Annotated in this window: 16 protein-coding genes; 1 reads left to right on the forward strand and 15 read right to left on the reverse strand. The window is 46.3% G+C overall.

All coding sequences use genetic code 11. The features are described from left to right. Window positions 1–86: 86 nt before the first annotated feature. From HQN88_RS04065 to HQN88_RS04100, 8 genes are all read right to left on the reverse strand, one after another. On the reverse strand, window positions 87–530 hold the full coding sequence (locus HQN88_RS04065) for a hypothetical protein (RefSeq protein WP_173108966.1): 444 nt from the start codon (window positions 528–530) through the stop codon (window positions 87–89). A gap of 16 nt (window positions 531–546) precedes the next feature. Continuing rightward, on the reverse strand, window positions 547–1401 hold the full coding sequence (locus HQN88_RS04070) for a GNAT family N-acetyltransferase (RefSeq protein ID WP_173108967.1): 855 nt from the start codon (window positions 1399–1401) through the stop codon (window positions 547–549). 169 nt (window positions 1402–1570) lie between these two features. After that, window positions 1571–3049, reverse strand: coding sequence for an Lsa family ABC-F type ribosomal protection protein (locus HQN88_RS04075; RefSeq protein WP_173108968.1), 1479 nt, complete (start codon window positions 3047–3049; stop codon window positions 1571–1573). A 475-nt stretch (window positions 3050–3524) separates the two neighbouring features. Further along, window positions 3525–3983 (reverse strand): hypothetical protein, encoded by a 459-nt coding sequence (locus HQN88_RS04080; protein ID WP_173108969.1) that lies wholly within the window; start codon window positions 3981–3983, stop codon window positions 3525–3527. Between the two features lie 388 nt (window positions 3984–4371). Next, window positions 4372–5010: a nitroreductase family protein gene (locus HQN88_RS04085; protein ID WP_173108970.1), complete on the reverse strand. Its 639-nt coding sequence runs from the start codon at window positions 5008–5010 to the stop codon at window positions 4372–4374. A gap of 210 nt (window positions 5011–5220) precedes the next feature. Further along, window positions 5221–6510, reverse strand: coding sequence for an enolase C-terminal domain-like protein (locus HQN88_RS04090; protein ID WP_173108971.1), 1290 nt, complete (start codon window positions 6508–6510; stop codon window positions 5221–5223). 1 nt (window position 6511) lies between these two features. Continuing rightward, complete coding sequence (locus tag HQN88_RS04095; RefSeq protein ID WP_173108972.1) at window positions 6512–7435, reverse strand: Gfo/Idh/MocA family protein; 924 nt, start codon at window positions 7433–7435, stop codon at window positions 6512–6514. A 15-nt stretch (window positions 7436–7450) separates the two neighbouring features. After that, the gene (locus HQN88_RS04100; protein WP_173108973.1) at window positions 7451–8401 is read right to left on the reverse strand and encodes a carbon-nitrogen hydrolase family protein; all 951 of its coding nucleotides are present in this window, start codon (window positions 8399–8401) and stop codon (window positions 7451–7453) included. Window positions 8402–8664: 263 nt separating this feature from the next. Here HQN88_RS04100 and HQN88_RS04105 point away from each other — a divergent pair, with 263 nt between their 5' ends. After that, entirely contained in the window at window positions 8665–12783 is a 4119-nt protein-coding gene (locus tag HQN88_RS04105) for an OmpL47-type beta-barrel domain-containing protein (protein WP_173108974.1), read from the forward strand. Between the two features lie 411 nt (window positions 12784–13194). Here the strand turns inward: HQN88_RS04105 and HQN88_RS04110 are convergent, their stop codons facing one another. From HQN88_RS04110 to HQN88_RS04140, 7 genes are all read right to left on the reverse strand, one after another. After that, window positions 13195–14496 (reverse strand): Gfo/Idh/MocA family protein, encoded by a 1302-nt coding sequence (locus HQN88_RS04110; RefSeq protein ID WP_173108975.1) that lies wholly within the window; start codon window positions 14494–14496, stop codon window positions 13195–13197. Continuing rightward, the gene (locus HQN88_RS04115) at window positions 14486–16174 is read right to left on the reverse strand and encodes a DUF4091 domain-containing protein (protein ID WP_173108976.1); all 1689 of its coding nucleotides are present in this window, start codon (window positions 16172–16174) and stop codon (window positions 14486–14488) included. Before HQN88_RS04115 ends, HQN88_RS04110 begins: the two co-directional genes overlap by 11 nt. Window positions 16175–16316: 142 nt before the next feature. After that, window positions 16317–18668, reverse strand: coding sequence for an AraC family transcriptional regulator (locus tag HQN88_RS04120; RefSeq protein WP_173108977.1), 2352 nt, complete (start codon window positions 18666–18668; stop codon window positions 16317–16319). Between the two features lie 169 nt (window positions 18669–18837). After that, window positions 18838–22347 carry a right-handed parallel beta-helix repeat-containing protein gene (locus tag HQN88_RS04125; RefSeq protein WP_173108978.1) on the reverse strand — a complete coding sequence of 1170 codons (3510 nt, stop codon included), beginning with the start codon at window positions 22345–22347 and terminating at the stop codon, window positions 18838–18840. A 520-nt stretch (window positions 22348–22867) separates the two neighbouring features. Then, window positions 22868–23854, reverse strand: a complete 987-nt coding sequence (locus HQN88_RS04130) for a hydroxyacid dehydrogenase (RefSeq protein WP_173108979.1) — start codon at window positions 23852–23854, stop codon at window positions 22868–22870. 118 nt (window positions 23855–23972) lie between these two features. Next, window positions 23973–25496, reverse strand: a complete 1524-nt coding sequence (locus HQN88_RS04135) for an ABC transporter substrate-binding protein (RefSeq protein WP_173108980.1) — start codon at window positions 25494–25496, stop codon at window positions 23973–23975. A 122-nt stretch (window positions 25497–25618) separates the two neighbouring features. Continuing rightward, the gene (locus HQN88_RS04140) at window positions 25619–26521 is read right to left on the reverse strand and encodes a carbohydrate ABC transporter permease (protein WP_337995218.1); all 903 of its coding nucleotides are present in this window, start codon (window positions 26519–26521) and stop codon (window positions 25619–25621) included. Window positions 26522–26533 lie beyond the last annotated feature (12 nt).

Below are 26533 nucleotides of genomic sequence, written 5' to 3' on the forward strand. Positions count from 1 at the left end.
TTGTACAGGATTGCAGCCGAAGAAGACGGCTGCTTCCCTAATAGATATGTTCTGCTAAGTTCCAGGTTTATTCCTCTCACAACAAATTAATCGGATACTTCAACAACAAACACGTAGCTTGAACTGCCTTCAGAAATTCTCTTTTCCTTATCTTTTAGCCAAGTTGCAGAAAGAGAATAGTAATACACACCATTTTCTTCAGGAATTTGAAAGGAGTTTTCAGTTATTGTTTCTTGAGAATGTGCACCATTATGAGTCTTGGATAGGCTTATCTCCGTCGGCTGTTTTCCTTCAAACCTGAACTTAATTGTAGCAAGCGCCATAACGATTTCTTTTTCCTTATCCTTGAGCATTTCTTCGGGACCTACATAATCGGCACAAGTGTTTCCCCAACAGTATGAACTTTGATAGACCTTAATGGCTTCTCCGTTGACTACGTTAACACTTGGCTGAGGAGGGCTGCCTCCTAACCTGCAAGCACTCAATAACATTACGATAGCGACCGCAATTGGCAGTATTTTTCGAAGCATCGAATCCCTCCTTTAGCTAAACATCCAATGCCTTGAGTTCTAATCTTATAGGAAATGTATAGCCCATTGAGTCTAACAACATCATAGCTTCTTTATTCTGTTCATTAACTAGCGTCTCAACTTCTTTTCGACCGTTCTTCATGTGATACTCAAAACTCTTTGTTATAAGAAACTTACCCAGCCCTTGATTACGCCATCTAGGAATTACGAATAATCTTTCAACTGCACCCGTTTGCCAACACATAACGCTCCCAACAAGTTCATCACCTTCAAAAGCAGAAATGGTATATAACTCTGGCCCTCCCATCATCCATTCCAACATATCTACGCTTCTGTATACAACACCTTGATAATATTGTTGTTCTAATTCCGTATATGTGATCCTTTCTTCCTTAGACTCCATCGAGTGAAATTTGACATTAACTCCAACAGGCATTTTGATTTCAGGCATGGTTTTTTTAAGCGAATGCTGTGCTATTAAATATGTTTGATAAGGGATAAAACCCTTCTCTTCGATAAACTCACTGTCACCATAAAAGTCTTTCCAAGCAACCAACTTTGTTTTCTTACTTGGATTACGGAGCGCTAGACAGGTATTTATGAATATAGGATATAGTACCTCTCTCAATTCATTCATGCGATTTGAAGCAAATTCATTCGTGGGCATTTCGATTTCAAATACATCATGATCAGCAGCTATTCCGTGTCGTAAGTACCCCGCGCAAATTAATTTACCATCCTCGTTAAATACACAACTCATTCTTTGATGTTCAAAATCTTTATTGTACTTAAAAAGTAGCCATACTTTGTGACTTAAATTTTTAACAGTTTCCTCTAGTTCACTGCAATATGGGCGAACTTGTAATGACATCCCAATACCTCCCCAAAACTTCTTTACTTAAGTAAATGAGATATTGTATTATTTTAACCTTTTGGTAAAATATGGACAATGGAAATAATGATTATATAAAAAATCCACCACTCCTACCAACGAAGAGGTGGATTTTTGATTACTACATGCGTCTGTTATACGAATTACATTAGAGTTCAATGACCTTTGTAGCTACATTTTCACAAAATTCACTGTCATGCTCTACAAAAAGAATAGTTGGCGAGTATTCCAGCAACAACTCTTCAATTTGCATGCGAGAGATAACATCAATAAAATTAAGCGGTTCATCCCATATATGCAAATGCACTTCCTCGCAAAGACTTTTTGCAATCAGCACTTTCTTCTTTTGCCCCCCGCTAAAAGTTGAGATATCCTTCTCAAATTGAACTCTGGAGAAATCAAGCTTTCTTAGAATCGATTTAAAAAGGGGTTCATCAATCCCATGACTGGCTGCATACTCCGATAAATTACCTTGAAGATGTGAAGTATCTTGGGAAACGTAAGATATTTTCAACTGTTTGTCCCTATTTAGGTTGCCTGTAAAGCTTACATCTTCACCGCAAATAAGTTTGATAATACTTGATTTCCCGGATCCATTCTGACCCGAGAGTGCGATTCGTTCACCTTGCTGGATAGTAAAGCTTATATCTGCACAAACCATCCTCTCCCCGTAAAAAATCGAGACATGATCCAGCTCAGCCATTTGGTTGTTTTGAAAAGCTAATTGCGAAATCTCTAAGCTTTCAGCGTTTTCGATATTTTTAAGGAGTTTCGACTTTTCATCAATAGCAGTCTGCTGTCTTTGAGCAATTGATTTAGAACGCTTCATCATTTTCGCAGCTTTGTGGCCAATATACCCTTTATCTACCTTCGAACCAGAATTTCTTGTTCCATTTTTCGTTTTCTCCACTTCATGTGACCAGTTTCCCGTCCGTTTAGAAGAATCGGATAAGCGTTTAATATCCTTTTTAAGTTTGTCGTTCTCGGCAAGCTCAAAGTTATCTTGTCTCTTTTTATTTTCCCACCAGCTTGAAAAATTTCCTCTTTGAATTTCTATATTGGTCTTATTGATTGAAAGGATATGATCAACACAATTATCCAGAAATGACCTATCATGAGACACCAAAATATATCCTTTTTTATTATTGAGATAATTACTGATTAGTTTTCTTGCATTCTTATCAAGATGATTCGTCGGCTCATCGATTAATAGGAAACTATTTTCCTTAATAAATAATGCAGCAAGTAATACTTTGGTTTGTTCCCCGTTAGACAATGAATTAAAAGGCCGATATAAAACATCTTCAGACATCTTGAGTAGTGAAAGTTCACGAACTAGTTTCCAGTGCTCATAGTCCGGATATATATCACTGATTACATCGAGCGTATTGTTTTCTTTATTTTCCACATAGAAAGGGAAGTATTCAAAGACCACATGAGCAGAAATGTTTCCGCTATATTCATAGTTGCCCAGCAACAAGCTAAGAAAAGTCGTCTTGCCTCTTCCATTTCTACCGGTAAATCCCAACTTCCAATCCGTATCGATTTGAAAACTTACGTTCTCAAATATGTTATCGTAACTGCCCTCATAGGCAAAGGTTAGGTTTGTAACATTTATTAATGACATCACGTTATCCTCCTGTGTAAATAAATAAAAGCCACAAGAAAGTTACTTTCTTGTGACTCAAATAAATACGACAAATCTAGCCCCTTGAGGATTTAGATAAGGAGATATCGTTTGAGTGAAAAGAATGTAGTAACTTTCTTGCATATAAAGAATAAAACATGCGAAATAAACCATTCGCTATTGTTGTTTTATTTTTTATTATCGCAAGAAATACTACATATTCTTTTCAACTCCAATCATTAATTATCAGAATCTTATCATACCCTTTTTTTTATTTCAACCCAAAGGTCCTGGGAAACTTTTGTTTTAATTAATTTCTAGTCCTATTATTAAGGAAGTGCTTGTCGTAACAACTTGCTATTCTAACGTTTATTTCACTCCTAAAAGTAAAATGTTTTTACTTTGACAAAACCGCTTCTCATTTCAACAGCGACATATTTCAACTATGTGATGTAATTTTTGCTTGTCAGCAACTCTATGAATCACTAATGAATTCTTTTCCATTCCAAAAGAAGGTTTGTTTCACGATTTTTCCGATGCTGTTGTCATAATACGTGCGTGAGAAACCTAATTTGTTTTTCGGTAACCTTGTGGAATATCGTTCAGTATCGCTTACGAATATTTCCGAATATCCTTTGATAGGCAGTACTTCTATTCGTCCTGTCTTATCAAGAGTAAACAGAATAAATACATTCCCGTTGCTCGAACCATATTGACCTATTGTAAAATCAACATTCCCATCCCCATTGTAATCATCAAATTCGATGTTAAAAAATGAGTTAAACACTATATCGCTAAAACCATTTAAATCAAGGGCACTTGTCACTTCGCCGCTCTCATTGGAAAGTTGAATTTGGAATTTCCCCGTCCAATTGCGCCCCATATAAGGACCTTGAGACCAATCTTCAAAGTACTTACCATTGGTAAGTACCACACTTATGTATTCATGCTTATTAGTATACTGAAAAAGGTCGTTTCTGGATAATGTGAGCGATCCCGTTACTTGAACTATATTAGATGTAGGTGTAGGCGAGGACAATTGTACTGTTGATTTATCTACTGAGATTGACCCGGAGGGTTCGGCGGTTATTGAGGTCATGGGTTTCGTATTGATTGCTGTCTCCTAAGAGCACGCACTCATTATGAATATGGATGCCATTGTGAAAAATAACTTCTTCATAGGAAACCCCCAAAGAACCAAATTGTAATCTTTCCTTTACTGTATTGGACGTATTTAAACTACCATCAGTTGAATAAAAAAAGTGAATGTTCACAGAAGTAAACATTCACTACCGATATTTTGTGTTAATCACGTAATTTTCTTAAAACGTATTATAGCTGACGAATTCCCCAACAGGCTTACGATAACCCCGCGGCCGTTGGCTGGATGTATCTTCTTTCCCGATTGTAATAAGCAGCGCAGGCACATAGTCATCTGGAATCTGCAGAGCAGTTCTCAACGCTTCCGTATCAAATCCGATCATCGGGCACGTATCCCAGCCCTTTTCCTTTGCAGCAAGCATGAAGGTCATTGCGGATAGATTCGCGTTACGAATGGCTTCCTCCCGCATAAATTGTTCGCCTCTGCTTTCATAGAAATCGACGACGGATTCCACGGTCATGTCATATTCCTGTTTACTGATCGCACCTAAATGCAACAAGCCCTCATTCAACTGGGCCACATCTTTATAAGCGTCCATCTTTCCTAAGACAACAATCGCAGCGGACGATGTCTGAACCTTATACTGTTTAAAGCTTGCTTCATATACACGCTGTTTCAGGTCAGGATCCTTCACAACCAGGTAGTGCGCATGCTGCAAATTAAAAGCAGATGGAGCATACTTCACCAATTGAAAAATCTCATCAAGCTCTTCATTCGAAATATCTACATCTAATAGAAATTTATTAGCGGATCTACGTGCTTTAAGTAAGGTAATAAAGTCGGTTTGTTGTTGAATCATTGTGAATTCCCCCATGACTGGATTTTATGTAAAAATAACTTAATTACTTTTTGTAAGTAATTTTAATTTATATATTAATTGTCGTCAAGTGGGTGTTTGCACAATCTGCGTTTTTGGTTGTCATAAATCCTCCTGCACAAAAAATAAAAAAGCCTGATTACTCAGGCAGTTACATTTACAATTATGTAGGCACTTTTGTCTCATTGAACATTAACTGTTAAAGAGGCAATAGTAACCACTACGACTGAATACGCCTCCACTATGCTCATAAAATTCAGGAAGTAGTTGGAATTGCCCATCCACTGTCTGAATCCAACTTCCCTCCGGCATTGGATGATTTTGCTTCATACCTTCCCAGTTGGTATAGTTTTGACTGCCGTTGGATTCGATCAAGCCCATGGAGAGTCCCGGCACAGGAGGTAGATGCGCAGCAAGATTCTTATTCCAATCCACCATCATCGGATTTGCAGTCAAGTCAGCACAGAAACAAGGAATGCCATGTTCACTAGCCAGCTTTGCAACGCGCAAGCTCATGCTCATCGTCTTGGCAACTGGCTTTAAGGCAAAGGCGCCGTACCCCATTTGAATTCGCTGCAAAGCATCCTTTTCATTATGCACACTTTCATCGCCTGCCACCCTTACTGGGATATCTGAAACATCCATGTGCATATGTTCCGGAAACGGCTCTTCCACCAAAATAATATGCGCTAAAGCTCCCATTTTCTCTGCAGCGTCCACTAACCTCCATAGAAGTTCCTTACTGCCGTACCGCCCGTTAATATCCAGGTAATAGGCTATTTTTCCGTTTGCCGTATGAAGGCAGTCACGGTTCCCTGCTATTCGATGAATATCCTTCAACCTATGGATATCCCAATCCAGCATTTTCTCAGGATCTCCATCCTGATTCGGATCCGAGCCTAGTTTTATTTTCAGCACAAAATAACCCTCATCGAGCAAAGCCTCAACATCCGCCTCTGTCATTCCATAAGAAACAACTGGCGTACATGCAAGCCGTTCATGCCGAGTCGCTAGTATGGATCTGTACGCCTCTGGGATCATTTCTGTAAAGAGGGCACCAGGTTTTTTACGACTCAACAGCATCCAAGCAGCATGATCAATAGGAACTAGTGCGTTGAGCGCAAAGGTAACCCTGAGCGGGTTCCCACCCCATACGCGGGAGGCATATTCATAAGCCTCCACTACCAGAGGATCCAAAATATCCATAGGGGTTTCGAATGGGATATGCTGAGCGGCTAACAACGCATGTTTGGTAATCTCATTCATGAATATATTGCCTCGTTCATTGCCCCATTGTGTATATACCTGTGGATCAGACCAAAGTATGCTCTGGACACCCAGCCCTACTCCGATATCCCCCTCCAAATCTTCCAAAGAAACGAAGGATTGCCAGAGCTCATTCACATAGCCACCTTTGAATCCGAATGGAGCGAGTAACGGTTCACGTTCAACCATAAAATTCGTTTTCTTAATATTTATCATCCTAATGTCCTTTCACTTTCATTCGATACTGTGCAGCGAAAGCAGTCCCTTCGTAACCTTGATCTTCGTTAGATAAATGCTTTAAGTCTACTTGCTGTCCACCCGACAAGAATGATTTTCTCGCGGCCATCGCAGCGAGTTCTGCCTCTAGCAGTTGACTTATTGTAACGAAAGGATCCGCATCCCCAGCCAAGTATGGCAAGCTTGCTTCCAAAAAAGAACGATATAATCGGCTGCTATCTACCTGCAGATGCTTAACTGTCTGCTCAGTCACTATAGTCGCAAAGAAGGGTAAATATCCCTTCGTATTTCCGACACTTAGGAATCCCTTGCGCCCATCCTGCCATACGAGCTCAATTTGATGCTGTAGATGTACACCCGTGGATCGTACGCTTGCGATTCCCGCTCCCATAATCGCTTGTAGGAAGTAGAAAGCATGTATGCCGTAATTAAATTCATCAACGGAACATCCCGCCAGTACAGTTACAATCTGGTCGTTCGGATCATGCAGCCTATGCCAATCTTTGGCCTCTTCGCAGACGCTTAACGAAGAACCTCCTGTTATACGAGCACCGCTGCGTTCCCAATCTTGGAGTTGCTGGATGTCGCGCAAGTTCCCTGCCATAGGTTTATCAATCAATATAGCTTTACCCGCATTGACAAAAGGACGTGCACGCTCCACATGCAAGTCCCAATTCACACTATGGATAATGACGGCATCTACGTGGGACACCATGTCTTCCAACGAATTACAAACCATTTTGATTTCGTGCTTCTTGGCAAATTGTGAAGCATACCCTTCCTCATGAATGGTTCCCCCATCAAATACGGCAACGACCTCATGGCCTAGATCCTTAATGATAGGCACCCAATTGTTCGGATGTGATGTGTCCAGGTCGACAATTCCAATTCGTAGAGATTGCATTTTTGTGCCTCCTATTCAAATCTCTATTCGCCCAGGCATGAACCGAGCCTCTTCTGCTCGAAGGAAATAATCATCCATTAGCTCCAGCCCAAATTCTGCAATAATATCCTTCACATAAAAGTCCTCAGATTCGCTTGTCACCAGCACACATCCAAGAAAACCTGGGTCATGAATCTTGACTTTCGGCCCATATTTTTGTTTGATCTTAGGAAAATGTGCACTATTCTCATCAATATGAATGACAGCGTAATCCAAATTAATCTTGGTTGTGATAAATGAGTAGTAATTCGTGCTCTGTGCCGCTACCTCACCCAAGGGAGTTACAATCGTGCAAGGCAAGCCGGCAATCGCACCGGCAAAATAAGATCTACAGGAGTAAGCCCAATAGTTTTGCATAAATCCTCCATGAAACATGGAAGGAAATAGGATCAAGTCTGGCTTTACTTTCGCATACTGCTGCCGAATTCCTTCAAAGTTCAAATCAAAGCAGATTGCCGATGCAACTCTTCCAAAATCACATTCAAAGATAGGGGCTTCCTTCCCATAAAGAATATTATTCGTGCTATATTCATCAGGAACCAGATAATTTTTATGGTAGGCCCCCATCACTTGACCTTCGCGATCAATCAATTGCATCGCATTGCGCCAGCTGCCGTCCTCAGCTTCTATATGTGCCGGATACGTGATATAGCAACTGTGTTGCTTGGCAATGCTCGCCAGAAAGTCACGGATTTGATTTTGCCGAACCCGATAATAAGCCAATCTTTGCTCGCGAGGAAACTTCCCTGGATCTGGCCTGTCACAGACTTCAGGCAGTATGATCAGATCAGGAAGATCTGGTAGCACCTGGTCCAGCTGTCTTTGCCAATGTTGGATCATCCGCCCCACCACCTCTTGGGCAGGAACTTCTGCCTCTATCACTAAAGGTTTAGGCCCTAAACAACTTATCGTTACATATTTTGCCACGGATATTCTCCTTCCTCCATTCATACTCACATCCAACTTAAACTGAAATTCAAACAATGAAAAGTGCAAGATCTGTACTTTTCTCTATTATGGAACTGTATGTATTAAATTCTTACTGCGCAGAAACGGTGGTTCACAAAAAACTAAATGTTTCAGCTGCATTTAGGAGTAAAGTACGGATATTTGACTTTTTATTATTTGGCCAATTGATAAGTTAGATGTATGGATATTGTCCATAACAACTTATCAAGGAGGACTGTGTAATGAGAAAAAAAATGAAGCTTGGTTATGGCTTGGCGTTAACACTGACGCTAGGTTTTGTAGGCGGATTATTGCCCGCACCAAGCGCATTTGCATCTGCAACAACCTACTACGTGGCCCCAAATGGAAATGACGCAGCAGCGGGCAATGTAGAGGCATCCCCATTTAAAACCATCAATAAATGCGCCCAAATCATGACGCCCGGGGATACTTGTATCATTGCATCAGGCACGTATCGAGAGACGGTTACTCCGGTTGCATCCGGCCAAAGCGGCCAGCCCATCACCTTTAAGACAGCACCAGGCGCAACCGTAATTGTAAGCGGTACCGAACCGATCAGCGGCTGGACGCAACACACAGGACAAATTTATAAAGCGGATCTATCTTGGAGCCTGGGAAAAGAAAACCAGCTTTTTGTAAATAATGGCTTGGTTGTTGCTCCTCTTTGGGAAGCGCGTTGGCCTAATATCAGCGAATACTCACTGCCGGGCTTAAAAGCAGGTGTTGCCACCGCGGACTCAGGATCAGCGACATCCATTGTTGATTCGGATCTGTCGCAGCCTAGTGATTTTTGGAAGAATGCGTTGGTCTGGGAAAGAGGTGGGAACGCTTATCAAGGCATGACCAGCAAGGTGACAGGCTATAACAGCGCGACTCACACCCTTACGTATGAACCGATTACTGGTGACTATCAGGAACTGTATCCTCGGTTAGGCAGCACGTATTTCCTTAGCGGAGTTTTAGGGGCATTGGATGCTCCTAACGAGTGGTATGTGGATGAGACAGCCCAACAGGTTTATTTGTGGGCACCGGATGGCGGAGTTCCCTCCAATGTTGAGGTTAAAAAGCGCAAGACCGCATTCAACTTGAACGGAAAATCCTTCATCCAAATGAAGGGGATTCGCACCTTTGCTGCGAACATCACGATGAATGGTTCAAGCAATAACGTTTTAGATGGCATACAGGCTGATTATCTGTATTTTTCGAACTATTCCCAGAATACGACGAATGCCGATCAGCTGAATGGCGGAATTAGCATATTCGGCAATAATAACGAAATCAAGAACAGTAAGATTGGCTACTCCTCGGGAACTTTGATCAATATTGAAGGAAACAGCAACCGCATAGTGAACAACATTATTCATAACGGCAGCTATATGGCCTCCTATGATCCCCTGGTGAAGCTTTCAAGCGGGACCAGCAACCTGATCAGTTACAACGAGATTCGAGAATCCGGAAGATTCAATATTTATTGGAGATCCGGCAGCGGGGAGATTTCGTACAACGATATTTCTAATGGGATGTGGCTTTCCCGAGACGGAGCCCTGCTATACAGCTGGGGTCTTGATATGGGCAACAGCGACATTCATCACAATCTGATCCACGACAGCAAAGGCTCTGATATGAGCGTCGGTCTCTACTTCGACAACTATGCGAACAATGTGGTGGCGCATCATAACGTTATCTACAATAATGATGTAGGGATTCAAATGAATACGCCGGGTAACTATCGACTCATTTATAACAACACGGTTGTGAATCATAGAACAGGCAGCATAGGCTACTGGGGATCACCGCCTTATAACCAGGAGCTTTTCGGATCAAGAGTGTATAACAACATTTTTACGAACAGTGTCTCCTTAACAGCAGATACGGCAAACGGGTACAACACGACATCAAGCACTGGCGTGAATTTTATGAATCCAGCTGCGAACGACTTCCGGTTAAATGACGGTTCAACGGCTATTAACACAGGGGCGGTCATTAAAGGAGTCACCGACAGTTATGTAGGTATTGCTCCGGATGCAGGTGCCTATGAGTTCGGCGGTGCCAATTGGAAAGCAGGGCCGGATTTTGCCAATCCTCCAAGCGTGACCTACACCCAGATCGATACGCCTTATATGAACCTAATTAAGAACAGCGGCTTCAATGGGACTACCGATAACTGGCTGAAATGGACGACGAACGGGACTACGGATGTACAATCCGTACCGGCTTCACCAGACTGGCAAGTACGAGGTAGACAATATCGCTTGAAATTGGGGCCTGGCGGAGCTGGTGTGGAACAAAAAATCACGGGACTTAAACCTGACACCGAATATAAATTTGTAGCTTGGGTATACAATGAGCCTGGGGAATCCATCGTTCTCGGTGTATTTAATTATGGCGGAAACGCAATTGATACGACTGTAAAAGATAACCAATATGTACGCAAAGAAATTACTTTCCGAACAGGCACTACAAATACGGATGCACGCGTGCGCATCTATAAGCCTGGATCAGCTGTAGGCCTTTCATATGCAGACGATACGGGTTTGATTGAAAACACGCCTTTCGATGCTGGTGTAAGCCAAACCTTCTTGAAAGAAGTCCAGTTCACGACACCGGTAAATCTCTTTACTGTTGGAGAGCAAGGGATCTTGAACTTGACCGGAACACAGCAAAATGGTTCGCCGGCTGATCTATCAACTGCCGATATCCAGTTGGTTTCCAGCGACCCTCAAGTTCTGCGTATTAATAGCGTAAGCAATGGCTCCGCTTCCGTGACAGCCCTTGCAGCAGGTCAAGTCACTGTATCGGCAACCGTCTTCAAGGACGGCATTACGAAAGCGACATCACAAATCTCGACGGTCTTCCCTAACGGTGGAACGGATACTGGGCCGGCAGGCTGGGCTCTGAAGACGTACGGTTCTAATAGCAAGGGCTTCGTCACGACGAATCCCGAGGGTACTTATTCGGTCGTAGGCGTGGGAGACAATGTTTGGGACAAAACGGATGATTTCGTTTACCTTAGCAAAAACGTTCATACGTCCGATCCTAATGCTAAAGTTACGTTTACGGCTACGATTGACTCCTTTGACTTCGCAGATCCAGCCTCGGTCGGCTTGATGTTCCGCGCCAAGGACACGGCGGATTCCAAGCATGTTCAGTTCCGTACGGATGGCACCGGTAAGGTGCTCCGCTATGTATTCCGCAATAGCGAGAGTATTCTGGATTCGCAAAATCCGCCTGCCCAACAGAAATATTGGGGTTCGTCGACAGGCCTGCTACTGGACTATGCGGGCAAGAGCATTAACACCCCGTTCCAGATGAAATTGGTCAAAGAAGGCAATAAAGTAACGGGTTATTATTATAAAGAATCGCAGTGGTTATCTATCGGCTCCACTACGGTAGAATTTGAAGGAACCGACTTCCTCGCGGGGATAGGAATGTTCTCGGGTAGCGGGAAGCCGCCGGTTAAGGCAGTGATCTCGCAATTGGACATACAAGTTGAAGATGTGCTTGCTTCCGTTTCGATGACAGCGGATAACATGTTTGTAGGAGCTGGAAGCCCGGCCTCACTAACGGTGACTGGCTATGTATCCGATGGATCTCTTGCCGATTTGGGCCAGGCAACCATCTCGTACAGAAGTGACAATAACGCAGTGGCTACTGTTGATAGCAATGGCAAAGTAACCGCAACTGGGGAAGGCATTACTTCCGTTCATGCATCGGTTACCCTAGGCGCTGTAACGAAGGAAACGAGCGTAGGTTTGCTAACTGATCTCAGGGCTCCAAATACAGTAGCTGAGGCTGTCTATGGGACACAAACGACGGTGGTGGCCCTCTCGGCTACTGATAATTTGTCCGGCGTCGCTAGAACTGAATATCGGCTCGGTGATAATGGGGCTTGGAACCCGTATTCGGGACTTATCATAATTCCTCAAGGTAGTGCAAATTTAATCCAGTATCGTTCTGTCGATAAAGCAGGCAATGCAGAAGCAATCAAAGCTATCGTTATTGGCAGCCAAGACATAACTGCTCCTTCTTTGTCCGTCACGCTAGATAAAACAGTGATTTGGCCGCCAAACAAAAAAATGATCGCCATTAAAGCCACTGTCAACGCTAGCGATGCGGATTCGGGCTTGGCGTCGGTCATCTTGACCTCTATCACTTGCAGCGATCCCACCAGCAGCCCAAGCGATATTCAAGCAGCAATCGGCACTTCAGCTACATCGTTCAGTCTGCGTGCCGAAAAGGTTCGCAGCTATACCATAACCTACACAGCTACTGACAACGCTGGCAATAAAACCGTTGTTACGAGCGTTGTCACTGTTCCTCATGATATGGCCGGGAACTAAAAATGTATTCTGATAATGGAATCCACAGTGAATTGTGCGTGAGTTAGATTCTTGCGTATTGACTTTTTAGGTTGGTTTGTTGGTTGGGAGCACATGGTGACTACCGATTCATGTTTAGATGTATAAACTACAGCTAAATCCCTCGAACCTGACGCATTTCCTTGATTTGATGGAAAAACTACATTTAATTTGGATGGAAATTCAAGAGTAGAGATAATCGAAGGAATTTACCTACAGGAAATACAGTTAATCTTTCGATTTCGATAAATCCACTTTAAATAGTTGGAAAAAATCCAGTTAGTTTACAGGAAACGGAAATAAGAGGCTATCTCAAAAAGTCTACTATGACTTTGAGACAGCCTCTTTGCTGTTGGCAAGCTAGTTCGGTATCAATTCATTCGATTTTTGCCCTCACAATGGCATTTCGTTGCCCCAATCGATCCGCATAGCATGTCCCGACGCCATGGAAGCATCCGCCCGAAACCCAACGAGGTGCCCGAGGATGGCATGCTCTAAAGATGTGGAGAATTGAGCGGAAGTGTCTCCTCGCACGACGCGCACAAAATCTTCAACGAGTCGGTAATCCCCGCCACCATGCATATCCCGACTAACCGGAATATCGACACGTTGCTCGCTGTAAACGCCGCCTTCCCGCAGATGCGGGTGACGCACCACGAAGAAACCTTCCTCGAGCTCCCCATAGATCTCACCCTTGGTCCCCGTAATATGCACGGTACGACAGGCCTTCGCTGCTCCTCCCACCAGATTGTGAACGGCGGTGCTTCCGTTCTCAAACTCCATCATCACCGCTTGGTGATCGGCGATGTCGTTATCGCACCGCCAGACGCAGCGACCGAACGGATTATCCGTGCGCAGGCTTTCCAGCTTCTCCTCGTAGCTGAGCCTCACGCCGTCTAGGTAGCGCGGCCACACGTAAACCGGCCACAGCGGTTGGTCAACGTAAAGCTTCTTTGCTGAGTATACGCAGTTCTCTTCGATTGCACAGTCAGTCAAGCAGCGAGTGCCCGATCCTTGAGGAGCCCGCGGCTCGCGAAAGTACGAGCGTCCGCCGTAGCTGCTCACCTTAACAGGCAGCACCTTAGATTGAAACCATGTGATGAGATCGAGATCATGGCAGCATTTTTGCATGAGGAAAGACGAGCCTCCGCGCTCCTTATTCGCGAATTTGCCGCGAACGAATGCCGTTGCCATGTGGTGAAAGTCGACATTCTCTTCGGTCTGAATGTGCAGGATATCACCAATTGTCCCTGCCTCCAGCTCCTTTTTCAGCTCCACATAGAATGGGGCATAACGCAGCACGTGGCAGATCATGACCTTACGACCATACGCTTGGGCTATACGATACAGCTCCAGCACCTCGTCCTCCGCAATTCCGATCGGCTTCTCTAACAACAGGTCGTAGCCCTTCTGCAGCAGCGGCAAACTTGTCGACACGTGCTGCGCGTCCAAGGTCCCGTTAATCGCTGCATCTGCCAGCTTCGGCCGTGCTACGAGGGCTTCCACATCTGCGAATACCATGTCCTCCGCTAATTCATATCGTTCAGCCGTATGCGCACGTCGGAGCGGATTCGGATCCACCACCCCAACTACCCGCATCTGTTCCGGATGCTTCAGCGAATAGCTCGCATAATTCATACTGCGGCTTCCTGCTCCAACGATGATGACTTCTATCGGTTTATTCTCAGCTTTCATGACGATCTCCCCTTTTGGTTAACTCCGATGCACCACTTATTGCCCGATTGACTCTTTCCCGAAGCCCAAGCAGCCACTGCGCATCTGAAGGATACTGGCTAAAGCTCAGAGGTTCCGTGAGTCCGTCCTCGATCAAAGCCAGCACCTGTTCGCGCCCGACTAAGCCCTCTAACAGTTGCAGCGCCCTAAGGTCCTGCAAGCCCTCATAGAACACTTCCATGCGGATCGACTCTATCGGTCCTTTCGCCCCTGGGTATACGAGGAACGCATCGCCAGATGGAAAGGTTCGGCCGGCGTCCGTCACACGATACGGATCAATTGCTTGCAGCGAATACTGCGTATTCCAGAAGTTGTAGCCCCAATGCAAGAAGCCGACAATCTGGAACTTATATAGCTGTACGCCGATCACTCGGTTTCGGGCTGATGGCATGTTGAAGAACCGATTGGATACTTGCCTGTACTGTACGCAGCAGTAATACGTCCACAGCTTAGGTACTTGTCGCTCAAGGAACGGTTCGATGTGATCGTTCGCTGGAATGGGCCCTTTTACAAGCCCTTGTTCATAGTACTCCACATTAGTCAGCGCATCGATAATTGGGAAATTCCCCAAGTGAGCTTGCATCAACTCGCTCGCACTGCGATACCAGGGCATATGTTCAAGCAAAGGCTCATCCGAAATATGAAAATAGCACCGATTCTCAAGCCCTTGCTCTCGAAGGAACACCATTAATGCCGGCAGATATTGATTTAGAAACGACTTATATGCCTCTCCAGCCGCGTCCGTCTCCCAACCGAAAATGCGCCGCAGCTCTCCCTGCTCCACCGCCTCTACCTTTGGGGCGTGCTTTGCGCCCCATTGGGTGAACAGGTGCGAGAATTCCAAATAGTGAATGCCAACCCGATTGCAGAGCTCGATCCAACGAAGCAGTCGGCCGAAGCCGAATTTGTACGTGCCGTCCAGCTCTCTCTGCACATCCACCAGTTGAACCGTCGGGCGCTCACCGCCGACTTGGGTATCCAACGGTGGCGTGAAGTGGGGCGTGAGTACCATGTTCATGCCATGCCGCACAGCGGTTTGCATGTATTGCTCGATCAGCCCCCAGTGTGCATCACTGAACACCTGGACCCCGTAGTAATTCACCAAACAGTCGGCATGAAACCACTCCGTATGAATCAATGACTGAGGCGGCAACATGGCCGGGATGACCTCCAAGTGAAAGCTTTCTTCACCGAGCAGCTCCCCGGTCAGCGCTGCAAACTTGACTGTTATGTCATATTTGCCCGCCAGCGTCTCCTCGTCTACTTCCACAGTGACCCATACAGATCTCCATTGATAATGGATACCTACTACACCCTGCTCTTCATCGATAGGATAAAGTGGATCAGGATAAAGGCCTGGAGTGACCCGCAGCACGTTGTCGTCATGGCGGCGCTGGCAGGGGAGTTCCGATGGTGCCAAGCCAACTTCACGCAAAGTAATGGCCGCCTGCAAGGTAGAAATGACACTCACACGGATCGGCTTGGTCAAAGCAGGTGCCCGATAAGCAACTTGGAAATCGAACGTCTCCCCGCGCAAGGCGGAGCCCCGTGTATAAGACTCATCCCGAAGTTCCTCGTCCGGAAATACTTTTACTAAGGAATGAAGACACTGTGTCTCAAACACAAATACATCTTGCATATCTATTCCCCTTTGTTCTCTCGACATAGGTTCAGCGTAACCCCCAGAAAAAGCAAAAGAAAGTGCAAGATTCGCACTTTCTTTCACTAAATCAATGAACAATTTGAACTTTTATGTACGATGAAGATGGGAATAGCTTTCCCTACAGTGACAGTGATTTCTTGATCCGGTAATCCTTCGGCGTCGTGCCGAAACGCTTCTTGAACAACTTGAAGAAGTAGCTCGGGGAGCTGAAACCAACTTTCTCGGAGATCTCATTCACCGGCAGGTTATTGTTCTCGAGCAGCATGACCGATTTCAGCAGCCGAATTTCGTTGATATAATCTGCAACAGAGATTGTCTCCTGCTTCTTGAAGATGCGGCCAACATACGCAGAGGACATTCGAAGCATATCGGCGATCTCCTGCAGGCTTAGATTTGGATCGGAGTAATTCGCCTGAATCATGTCTTTAATCGTATCGATGATAAAATGATCTTTCGTCTCCGTTCCGCGTTTCTGATCCTCGAAGATCGCGCTGAGGATGGCGCCGAACTCCGAAAAGATTTCATCCAAAGTCTCCTTCTCGAATACGAGGCGATCGATAGAACGAAGGTCGATGAGCAGTGGCGACAGCTTGTTCTGGTTGATTTCACGGACCGTCTGTTTGATCAGGATGCCGAGTTGTATCACGGATTGCACGACGGCGTCGGAACTCATCCCGGATATCAGCTGGCGCAGGTGCTCCAGCTCCTGGAAGACGCTGTCTGGATGACTCGCCTTAATTGCCTCTGCGAATTTTCGCTCGAGCTCAAGCGGGATGTGTGCCTCAAGATTGGCGAGGTTACTCTGCACCATCTCCGGCGTAATCACGGAGCCGTGGCCAAAATTCATTTTATATAGATGGTAATCGAGCGCTTTCTCGTAGCGAGCCGTCAGTTCGTGATAGTGGGCCGCAACATCCCCCAGCGCTACCGTGAAGGTGACGTGGTAATAATCGCCGATGACTTGCTGTGCCTGCTGCAGCAACTTTGTAATAGCCGTATAACTTTCCTTCGGGCGCGTACCGGCTTCGAAGATCAACACTAGATGCTCACCACGAATGTCGACGACGTCCCCTCGTAGCTCCTCCGAAACAAATTCCCGAATAATATTGGACACGGCAAATGTCAGCAGGTTCATATCCACACCGAGTTTTCTTTCTTTCAAGTCTTGGTAATGATCAAATTTAAGAACCCCTAAGATGCTCTCCTTTTCCAAATCGACGTTCATATACCCGCCCCGAACGCATTCTGCCAATTCCTCAGACGTAAAGGATCGGCTGTCGGTCACGAGTTTGCGCAGGTAGTAAGAATTCACAATGGCTTCGTTGCTGTCGTGCTTCGTCTGCTCGCTCATGAGCTTCTCAATCAGATGGTTATAGCTATGCGAGATGTAACTGATCTCGTCCCCCCCGTTCGTACGTTCCGGCTCACCGCCGGGCAGCCGCTTCGTTTGCTTTAGCAGCACATTAATCGGCGAGTACAGACGGTTAGAGATGATCAAGGAGGCAACAACGGCGAGAACGAGACAGATGGCGGCAACCGTAATGAAGACGATCTTCAGCTTATCTACCGCAGCAAGTACGCCAACATAAGGTTCAACATCGACGATCACCCAGTTGACAGAGCGGTTTACGATGTAGTTGACGATTTGCTTCTCGCCGTTAGCCATATACGTAAACTGGGATACCTGGCGGCCCGAGGAAGCGATCTGCCGATACACTTCCTCCTTCAAGTTCCCCAGATCTTTGTCGTCTTGAATGTTCGGACTGTACATTTCTTTATTCTGGTCCAGAACGAAAATACGGTTGGCCCGATTCGAGGACTGCCTGTTCATCAGCTCCAACTTTTCAAACAGCCATTCTGGCTTAACATTAATAATGAGCGTGCTCTCCTTTTTCGTATAAGCTTCTAGAGAGTCATATATAAACAGAGAGAATACTTGCTGTGAACGCTCCGGATGCTTAAGGTCCGGGACGTAGCGGAGGGGCATCATCTGCATTTTATAAATGGGTTTGCCACCGCTCATATATTCACCGATTCCATTCATTAGGTTGCTGGTTGAGCTCGTGATCGCATCGTCACCACTCGTGAAGTACATGTTCCGCTTGCTGTTATAGAAGACAATGGAGTGAATAAAGGAGTTATATGCGATAGTCTTGGTCAACTTGTTTATACGGTTGGTATCTTCAAATGTGTCTTGTTCACCGCTGAATAACAAATGGGCCATATCCGTATCGTAGAACATAGAGATGGCGAAATTTTTCACCGTGTCATTCATGTAAGTAATGTTGTAGTTGATCTGAGATAGTACCTTCTCGTTGGCTTCTTGCTGAGAATCTAAGCTGATCTTCTTTGAATACAGAAAAGCGGACAGCAAGGAGGCCAGCATAACGGAAATAATAAGCAGATTGATCGACAGAATGATACGCATGAAATATTTCCGTTCCCGGTACTTACGCAAGTAGTTGTTCATCGGTGCATCCCCTTATCTCCGAGTTCCTTTACAAGTTCGAATCACTTCAGCAACCATTTCACGCTTAGTTGACCTTTACATAGTTCAACATGAAACGCGTAGTTCCTTTTCATACATATACACCCCTCGGATGACCGAAGGGTGTACGTTGATGCAGCTCTACTTGCGCTTAGTAATTACGTGTCAGTTGCAGATCCGTAATGACCGCCTTCGCCTCAGGCCGGCCAGCGCCGGAATATAGCGCAATCCCAGCAAGAATGTTGGCGCCATCCGTGAAATTGACCGTCGTTTGGCCGAACAGAACGTATTGGTTGCCGTCCAGATAGAAGCCTTTCACGATATTCCCTTCTTTGGTCAACATGATAGGCAACAGGCGAGGAATTACCCCTGTAGTAGCCGGTATTTGCTTCACGCCGGTTTTGTAGTGGTTAATTAGATCGGTCGAACCCGATGCTGTATTTCGGAACACGATTCGGAGAATATCGCCTGCCCCGTCCATCCGGAATTCCGCATGCTCGGAACCGGCCGTGTCCTGCTCCCGGAACATAAGACCGATGGAAGCTGGGTCGTACGAACTGAATTCGATGTTCGCCTTCAGCGTTAGCTTGTTGCCGGCTGCATTGGAGTTAAGTACCGATTTCTTCAAGTAGACGAAGTCGTCAGAGGTGCCCCAGACGTTATCCCCTTTGCCAACGAGCGTGTACGTATTCGTTGTGCTATTCAACGTCGTAAACCCACTTGCATTTGTTCCGTATGCCTTGGCGGTGAAGTCCGTTGCAGGCGGCGATCCAAGAGGATATACGGTGACGATTTGGCTTGTCGCCTTGGCGATAATCCCTTTCCTAGCAATCGCCGATACGGTCGCCTGACCTGACCCCATAGCTGTGTAAGAAACAACACCTCCGGTGGAACTGTCAATTCTCACTATGCTAGGATCGCTCGAAGCAAATGTGATCGTCGCTCCTGTCCAGCTAGCGCTACTACCGTTCTGAAGCGTTCCGTTCAATATCATGCTTCCTGTAGCACCCGCGGTTGTGCTTGTAGCCGGTGCTCCGACGAATGCCACGTCCTTCAGGTTGTTACCGTCGCTAAGCCCCGAGTTGAACATTCCCGATTCGATCAAGCCGACATCGTCCGCGAAGGAGTAATGGTTGGCGTACGACTTGTTCTTGAAAATTTGCACGCGAGGTTTAATCGTGGTTCCGTTCGCAGCAGTAAGCGACCCCGTTGTAAAACTTAGCTCCTGGCGCACGTACTTTCCACTAGTCGAAGGTATTGACACTTTCGGCATGGTCGATGCAGTAGCATCATAATTCTCTGCTCCAAGTAAAATTGTTTCCGTCGAAACCGGTGTCGCTATATTCGGATCGGTTGGGATGTTGTAGATCCAGGCGGAATACGTATACGCCGTATTGGGTTTAAGACCTGAGATGGATTGCTCGATCCCATCTCCTACTGTTGAACCTCCTGCAGGGCTGCTGCCATCTCCCAGCCGAAGCTTGTTATTCTTGCCCCGGTTGATCCAATTTGGCTTTGTCGGCATTGGAGAAACTGGAATGGCATATTGGGTATCGGAGCCGACCGTCGTTTCCGTTCCCGCTGACGACCAGGTCAGCCAATTGGTGAGACCTCTTTCGAAAGCGCTATTCGTAATCCGATTCATGTACAGCGTGTCAATTAACTGCCAAGTAGGTGAAACCGGATAATTGGAGTGATTGTAAGACGGAATCCAGTTGGAACTATTGGATCCACCCCCCAACTCATAAGCACCGGCGTCAGGTGCGGTCCCGCCCCAGGTGTACGTACTGGTAATGCCTGCGATCGCCGCCCCGCTGTCAATTGCCGTGGAGCCTGTTTGCAGCCGGAAATCGTTGCCGTTTCCTCCTGCCGGGTTGATGAAGTTCAGACCGACAGACGAAATAGCATTGTAACCCTGGGCGACGGTAGTAGGAAACAGCTTGCGGTCCGAATCAATCGCGAAAGCTTTATCTGTCAAAATGTTGTTGTAGAAACGGGTGCCGTAGAAATCATCTGGATAACCAGCCGCTCCGTGAAACCCGAAGCTTTTATCATTATTGACAATTGTGTTGTTGTGGACGAGTTTGAAATTGCCTGGCGCCCCCATTTGAATCCCCGTATCATTGTTATAGATGACGTTGTGATGGATAATCGCGTTCTCCGTGTAGTTGTCAAAATACATGCCGACACTCGTGTCGTCTCCCTTACTGTCGTGAATCCAATTATGGTGGAATTCGCTATTGCCGAGATCAGAACCCCAAGCATAGATCAGACCGCCGTCACGGGAGAGCTTCATGCCCCGGTACATATCGTTGTAGCTGATCACTCCACTGCCTTGGTAGATGGATAGGAGTCCTCTCCCAGATTCGCGGATCTCGTTGTGATCGATGACGTTCTCGGCTCCGCTTGATAAACGGATCAGCGAATCGTGCGTAGCCATGTAACTTCCGTTATGAATGCTATTGTTTAAGATCCGATTGCCTTTGCCAGCTAAATGGATCAGCGTTCCCGTGGAATAGGCAATCGTGCTGTTTTTCAATTCATTGTAATCGCCTACCATATTGATGCCCCGCTCGCGTTGACTCTCAATCGACGTGCCGTGGCTGTAATCGGAGAAATACAAATATTCCGCTTTTATCTTGTCGAGCACATTATATGAGGACGGCGTGCTGCCTACCGTACCCATCAAAATGTTCGCCGCCATCGTTCGGATGCCGGAGATGGTAATGTAGGATTTGCCTTTTAGATTAAAAGCGGTTTGGCGTGTCTTAGCCTCAACATTCGCGGGAACACCGCCAGACGGATCCCACAAGTAGAGGTTTGTTGCGTCTGTATGCCACTCACTTGCTACGTCAAGTGCTCCTAATACACCGGATAGGAAATACGTATTTCCTTGTCGTGGCGAGTAATACGATTGGTCATTCGTGACCGGATTCATCGTGAGTGTTTTGGTTACGTTGTTGAAGGCGGAAATGGTCGAAGTTTGCCCGGTGTAGGCGTCCCCACCTCGCTCCCAGATCGTAGCGCCGGTCCAATTAATGTTAGGCAAAGTGCTGTCCGTGACTGTGTAGTAGGTAGTCATATTCGTGGCTGACTCTATGTAGGCCATCTTGTCTTTTAACGCGTTCAGGTTGTAGGATGTAATATTGGGCCAACGGGCTTCCCAGAGCAAGGTTGGATCAGCTGATAAGTTCCCATTTGCGTCCTTAGGAACAATAAAGAACTGCTCCTCAGTCTCATCTATAAGCGAGCTCCTAGTGTAAGGCGTTTTGTACACCGCAGGTGTTCCAGCAATCCCCGCGGATGTCCATGTACCGGTAATCGGATCGGTGCCGCTGACGACAACATTCGCTCCGCTTGCCGCCTTAATCGTGATCCGAGAAGCGTCCGCAGTTCCGCTTGGCGGCGTAATGGTCTCGCGATAAATACCGGATGACACTTCACAAGTGTCTCCTGGTTGCAATTCGTTCGCGCAGCGTTGAATGGTCTTGAACGGAGCCGACAGGGACTTCCCATTATTTGTTGTATCGTTGCCTATTGCCTGTGATACGTAATAGGTGGTTACCTCAGCGGAAACGGGTTGAGCGGGCAATGCTCCCATGACCAATGCACAACTCATCATAGCGGCAAGACCTATGCGGATTGTAGACGTTACCTTCATCAATTAGCCCCCTTTTCATCACTAATTACAGTGTTTCAACCTTGTGTTTGTGTACTCTCCTTTTTCTCTTGATGAACTGAAAAAACCTGCAACCGTATGCTAGAAATAACGATAACGGGATTTCTGGTATCTACTTGGGCTGAAATCTGAAATGTCGGATTTCCCCAGAAATAGATACCATTTTTCCGGATATTTAGGAAAGGCAGAGCTGAGGCCAGCTCAGTATCCCGATTCCATGGCTCTGCTGGTAGATGAACTGGAAAAAATACAGCTATTTTCGTTCAAATCGCGAGAACTAATTCAATAAGTGGAAAATATCCAGTTAAATGTCACCCTTTTCACGAAAACGGGCAACTCGCCTGAAATTAGCTGTATAAAATCCAGTTACTTCTCCCATTTCAGCAAAATGAGCACAATTATATGTACATTTTCCATCTATTTAGGTGCAGGGAAATAACAGTGCAGATGGAATTTTGGTACAGGAGAGACAAAACCGCAAATGCAATGCAGAGGCTCGACCTCAAGCGAGCAGATGCATCTGCTCCGCCCGCACTTCGCCACTTAAGGGGCGACCGTCGATATATGCCCGCAGATCACTTACTACCGCCTTCGCAATACGGCCCATGCCATTATTGACTGCACCTGCGATATGTGGAGTCAGAATCACGTTCGGCAGCGAACGCAGCGGATGATCTTCTAGCGGCGGTTCCGGATCCGTGACATCGAGACACGCGAATAATCTCCCTTTACGCAACTCACCTGCGAGCGCGTCCTCGTCGATAACCGAACCGCGGGCCGTATTGATCAGCACACAGTCATCTTTCATCATCGCCAATCGTTCGGCGTTAAACATCCGGTACGTCTCCGGTAGTGACGGTAAGTGAATAGAGACAACGTCGCTCTCTCGCAGCAGGTCCTCAAGCTCCAGCTTCTGAGCGCCCATCTCCTTAGCTCGCTCTTCGCTGACAAACGGGTCATAGAGCACGATCCTGACATCGAACTGCCGAAGCAGATGAATGTAGTGGGAGCCTGCACGCCCTGCTCCGACGACCCCGATCGTGAGACCATATACTTCGCGCACCCGCGAGCCATCGCCCCAGCCGCCAGCTGCCGTCTCCCGGCTAAGCCGCCACATGTCCTTGAGCGACACAATCGTAAAGCCGAGCGCCGTCTCTGCCACTCCTTGGCCAAGCGCTTCGGTCGCGTTGGATACGCGAACCCCCCGCTGCCACAGCGCCTCCGTCACAATCGGCTTGACAGTTCCGGCCGCATGCAGCACGATCTTCAAATTCGGTGCGTTCTCCAGCACCCGCTCTGTCAGTGCACAGCAGCCCCACGATGTGATCGCCACATCTGCACCGGCAATCAAGGCACGCGCATGCTCCTCGGAGGGGTTCCCATTTTCCTCATTAAGCGAAACTTCGCCTAGCTCTCGGAGCTGAGCCAGATGCTCTGGCCCGAAGATCCGCTCTCGTTTGTCTTTTCCTTGCAGTATAGCAATCTTCACTTGAAGTCCTCCTTCATTCTTCTGTTCCACAAAGTCCATGAAAAACCAGAGCTATTCCGGAAAAACATGACTGTTTTTGGGGAAATAGCCCAGGTATCCATGGTCCGTTCGTCAAACTTTATTTCTTGCCGTTCGCCTTCAACCACGCATCAAGCTGCTTCTGACGCTCAGCTACGATTACATCGGCGCCAGCTTTTTTCAGCTTCTCTTCATAAATAGGCAAGTATTTGTCCGTTTCGAGTGTACCCGTCGCAAGAGCAGCATAGTACTCATCGTTGACCGCCTTGACGTTCGCTGTTTCCGTCTTCACAGGATCCGTATTAAAGACAAATCCAGTGAGTGGGGAAACTTCGCCTTCTGCGTTAACTTTTGCAGTTTGCTCCAGCTTGTCAGCCGGTGAACCTTCCGGTAAATATTCGTTGATGATGCTGCCGAAGATCCAGTCCGTGTTAGTGAAGTACCCGGCATCCTGGTTTATTTTGATGAAGTTGCCTGTCGTCTTCGTATAATGTTTACCTTCAATACCGTAAACGAGCGTGTTATACAATTGCTTATCTGTATTCACCAGTTCAAGGAACATCATCGCTCTTTCTGGATTTTTGGAAGTTCGGGAGATCGCATTCAGGGTGCTAGCCGCACCGCTAAAGACTGCCTTAGCAAGCGGAACAAGCACAACATCGTTGCCGGCGTTCGCTGCTTTGAACTCAACCTCGGAGCCTGGCTTGCCAGTAAAATCGAACCAAACTGCAGTGGTGCCTTTGTTATACGCATCTGCCGCATTTTTTAACGTAGCAGCGTCTTTATTAATGTAGCCCTTGGTGTACCAGGAGTTCGCCAGCTTGAAGTTGGTTTTCATTTCATTTGTCACATCTGGAAGGACTTTGAATGTCGTATCGTTTTTGTAAACTGGCCCTTTCCCATCGATGTTATATAGTGTACCCGTATAGAAGCCGCGAGTGGTGCCAAATGGTGTGATCCCAGGCTCGTTGTCCTTGATCTGCTTCAAGAATGGCTCAATATCTTCCATTTTCTTGATCGTGTTGATGTCCAGTTTATACTTATCTACAAAACGCTTTTGAATGACCAGTCCTGCTCGAGTTGCTGAGACTTGATAGTTAGGCACTGCGTAGATTTTGCCGTCCAACTTCGCATCGTTCCAGAACTTCTCTTCCAATGTTTTGTAAAGTTTCTGTCCTTGATTCTTTAACAAATCATCAAGCGGTTGGAATACACCTTTCTTTTGATTCAGATCGAATTTAAACAGCCAGTTCGATGTCCAGATAATATCCGTTACTTCGTTAGCAGCAACAATCGTGTTCAACTTCTGCTCGTAAGTACCGAAGTCTATCGGCATCAATTTAATTGTTGCGTTAATTTTCTCTTGCGTAATCTTATTAACGGCATCACTTACCAATTGCAGATCCGGATTAGCTTTGTTTTGCGGGTAGTACCACGTCAGCTCAACGGGGTCAAGCTTCTTAGGCGCCGCCGAAGCGGATGTACTTGGAGCTGCACTGCTTGACGGGGAAGCAGTGCTTGTATTGTCTGAACTGCTGCCGCAGCCGGTTACGGCAATGGCGAGAGCGGAGCTAACTGCGAGTGTGGACATCCACTGAAAACGTGATTTTATGTTCTTTTTCAATGTAGAAACCTCCCTTATTATAGTTATCAAGCTTATATATGAAAGCGGATGTGATAAGCCGATTCATTCGGACTGCCTCTTCGTTCCCTCCTTCCCGGCTTTGCCCATCCGAGGCTTGCTTCTTAACCTTTAATGGCGCCGATTGTCAGTCCCTTAACGAAAAAACGTTGAAAGAACGGGAATACCAGCAGCATCGGACCAGCCGATAGAACGGCAACAGCAAATTTAGCCGACGTTTTCGGAAAATCCCCCATATCGACGTTGAGCGAAACCATGGCCGTAGCAAACTCGGGACGCGATGTGATGAAATCAAGTGTATTCATGGTCCTTACGAGCAGCAGCTGCAGCGGCACCAGTTTCTCATTGTTGATAAACAGAAGTGCGTTGAACCATTCGTTCCAATAGTTAAAGAGAATGAACAATCCAAGCGTAGCTAGAGCCGGCTTCGAGAGCGGAAGAATCAGCTTCGTATAGATCCGCCATTCGCGCGCCCCCTCCACTTTCGCGGATTCGATGATTTCAGTTGGGATTTTCGCCATAAACCCTTTCATAATCAGTACATAAAAAGGGCTGAGTAATCCCGGTATAATGAGCGCCCAGATCGAATTTTTCAAGTGCAGTAGTTGGGTTATCAGAATGTAGAACGGCACAAGACCGCCATTGAAAAGCATCGTGAAGAACACGTAGAACGATGTGAACCGCTGCAGCCCGTAATCCTTCCTCGACAGCACGTAACCCATCGTGGAAGTCAGCGTTAGACTGATGCAGGTGCCGATGACAGCGACAAGCATCGTCACGCCATAGGCGCGAAGGATGGTCTCTGGCGTTTTTAGAAAGTAGTGATACGCTGCGCTACTAAATTGATCCGGAATGAGACGAAAGCCATTATGTAGGATCGATTGTTCGTCAGAGAACGAGATGACAATCACGAGGGTGAATGGAACGAGCATGGCAATCGTGATTAAGATGAAAATGGCATGAATGATCAACTGACTCCATACTGCTTTGGACTGATGGACTAGCACTGAATGTTCCCT

The sequence above is a fragment of the Paenibacillus qinlingensis genome, from assembly GCF_013204845.1.
Lineage (GTDB): Bacteria > Bacillota > Bacilli > Paenibacillales > NBRC-103111 > Paenibacillus_E > Paenibacillus_E qinlingensis.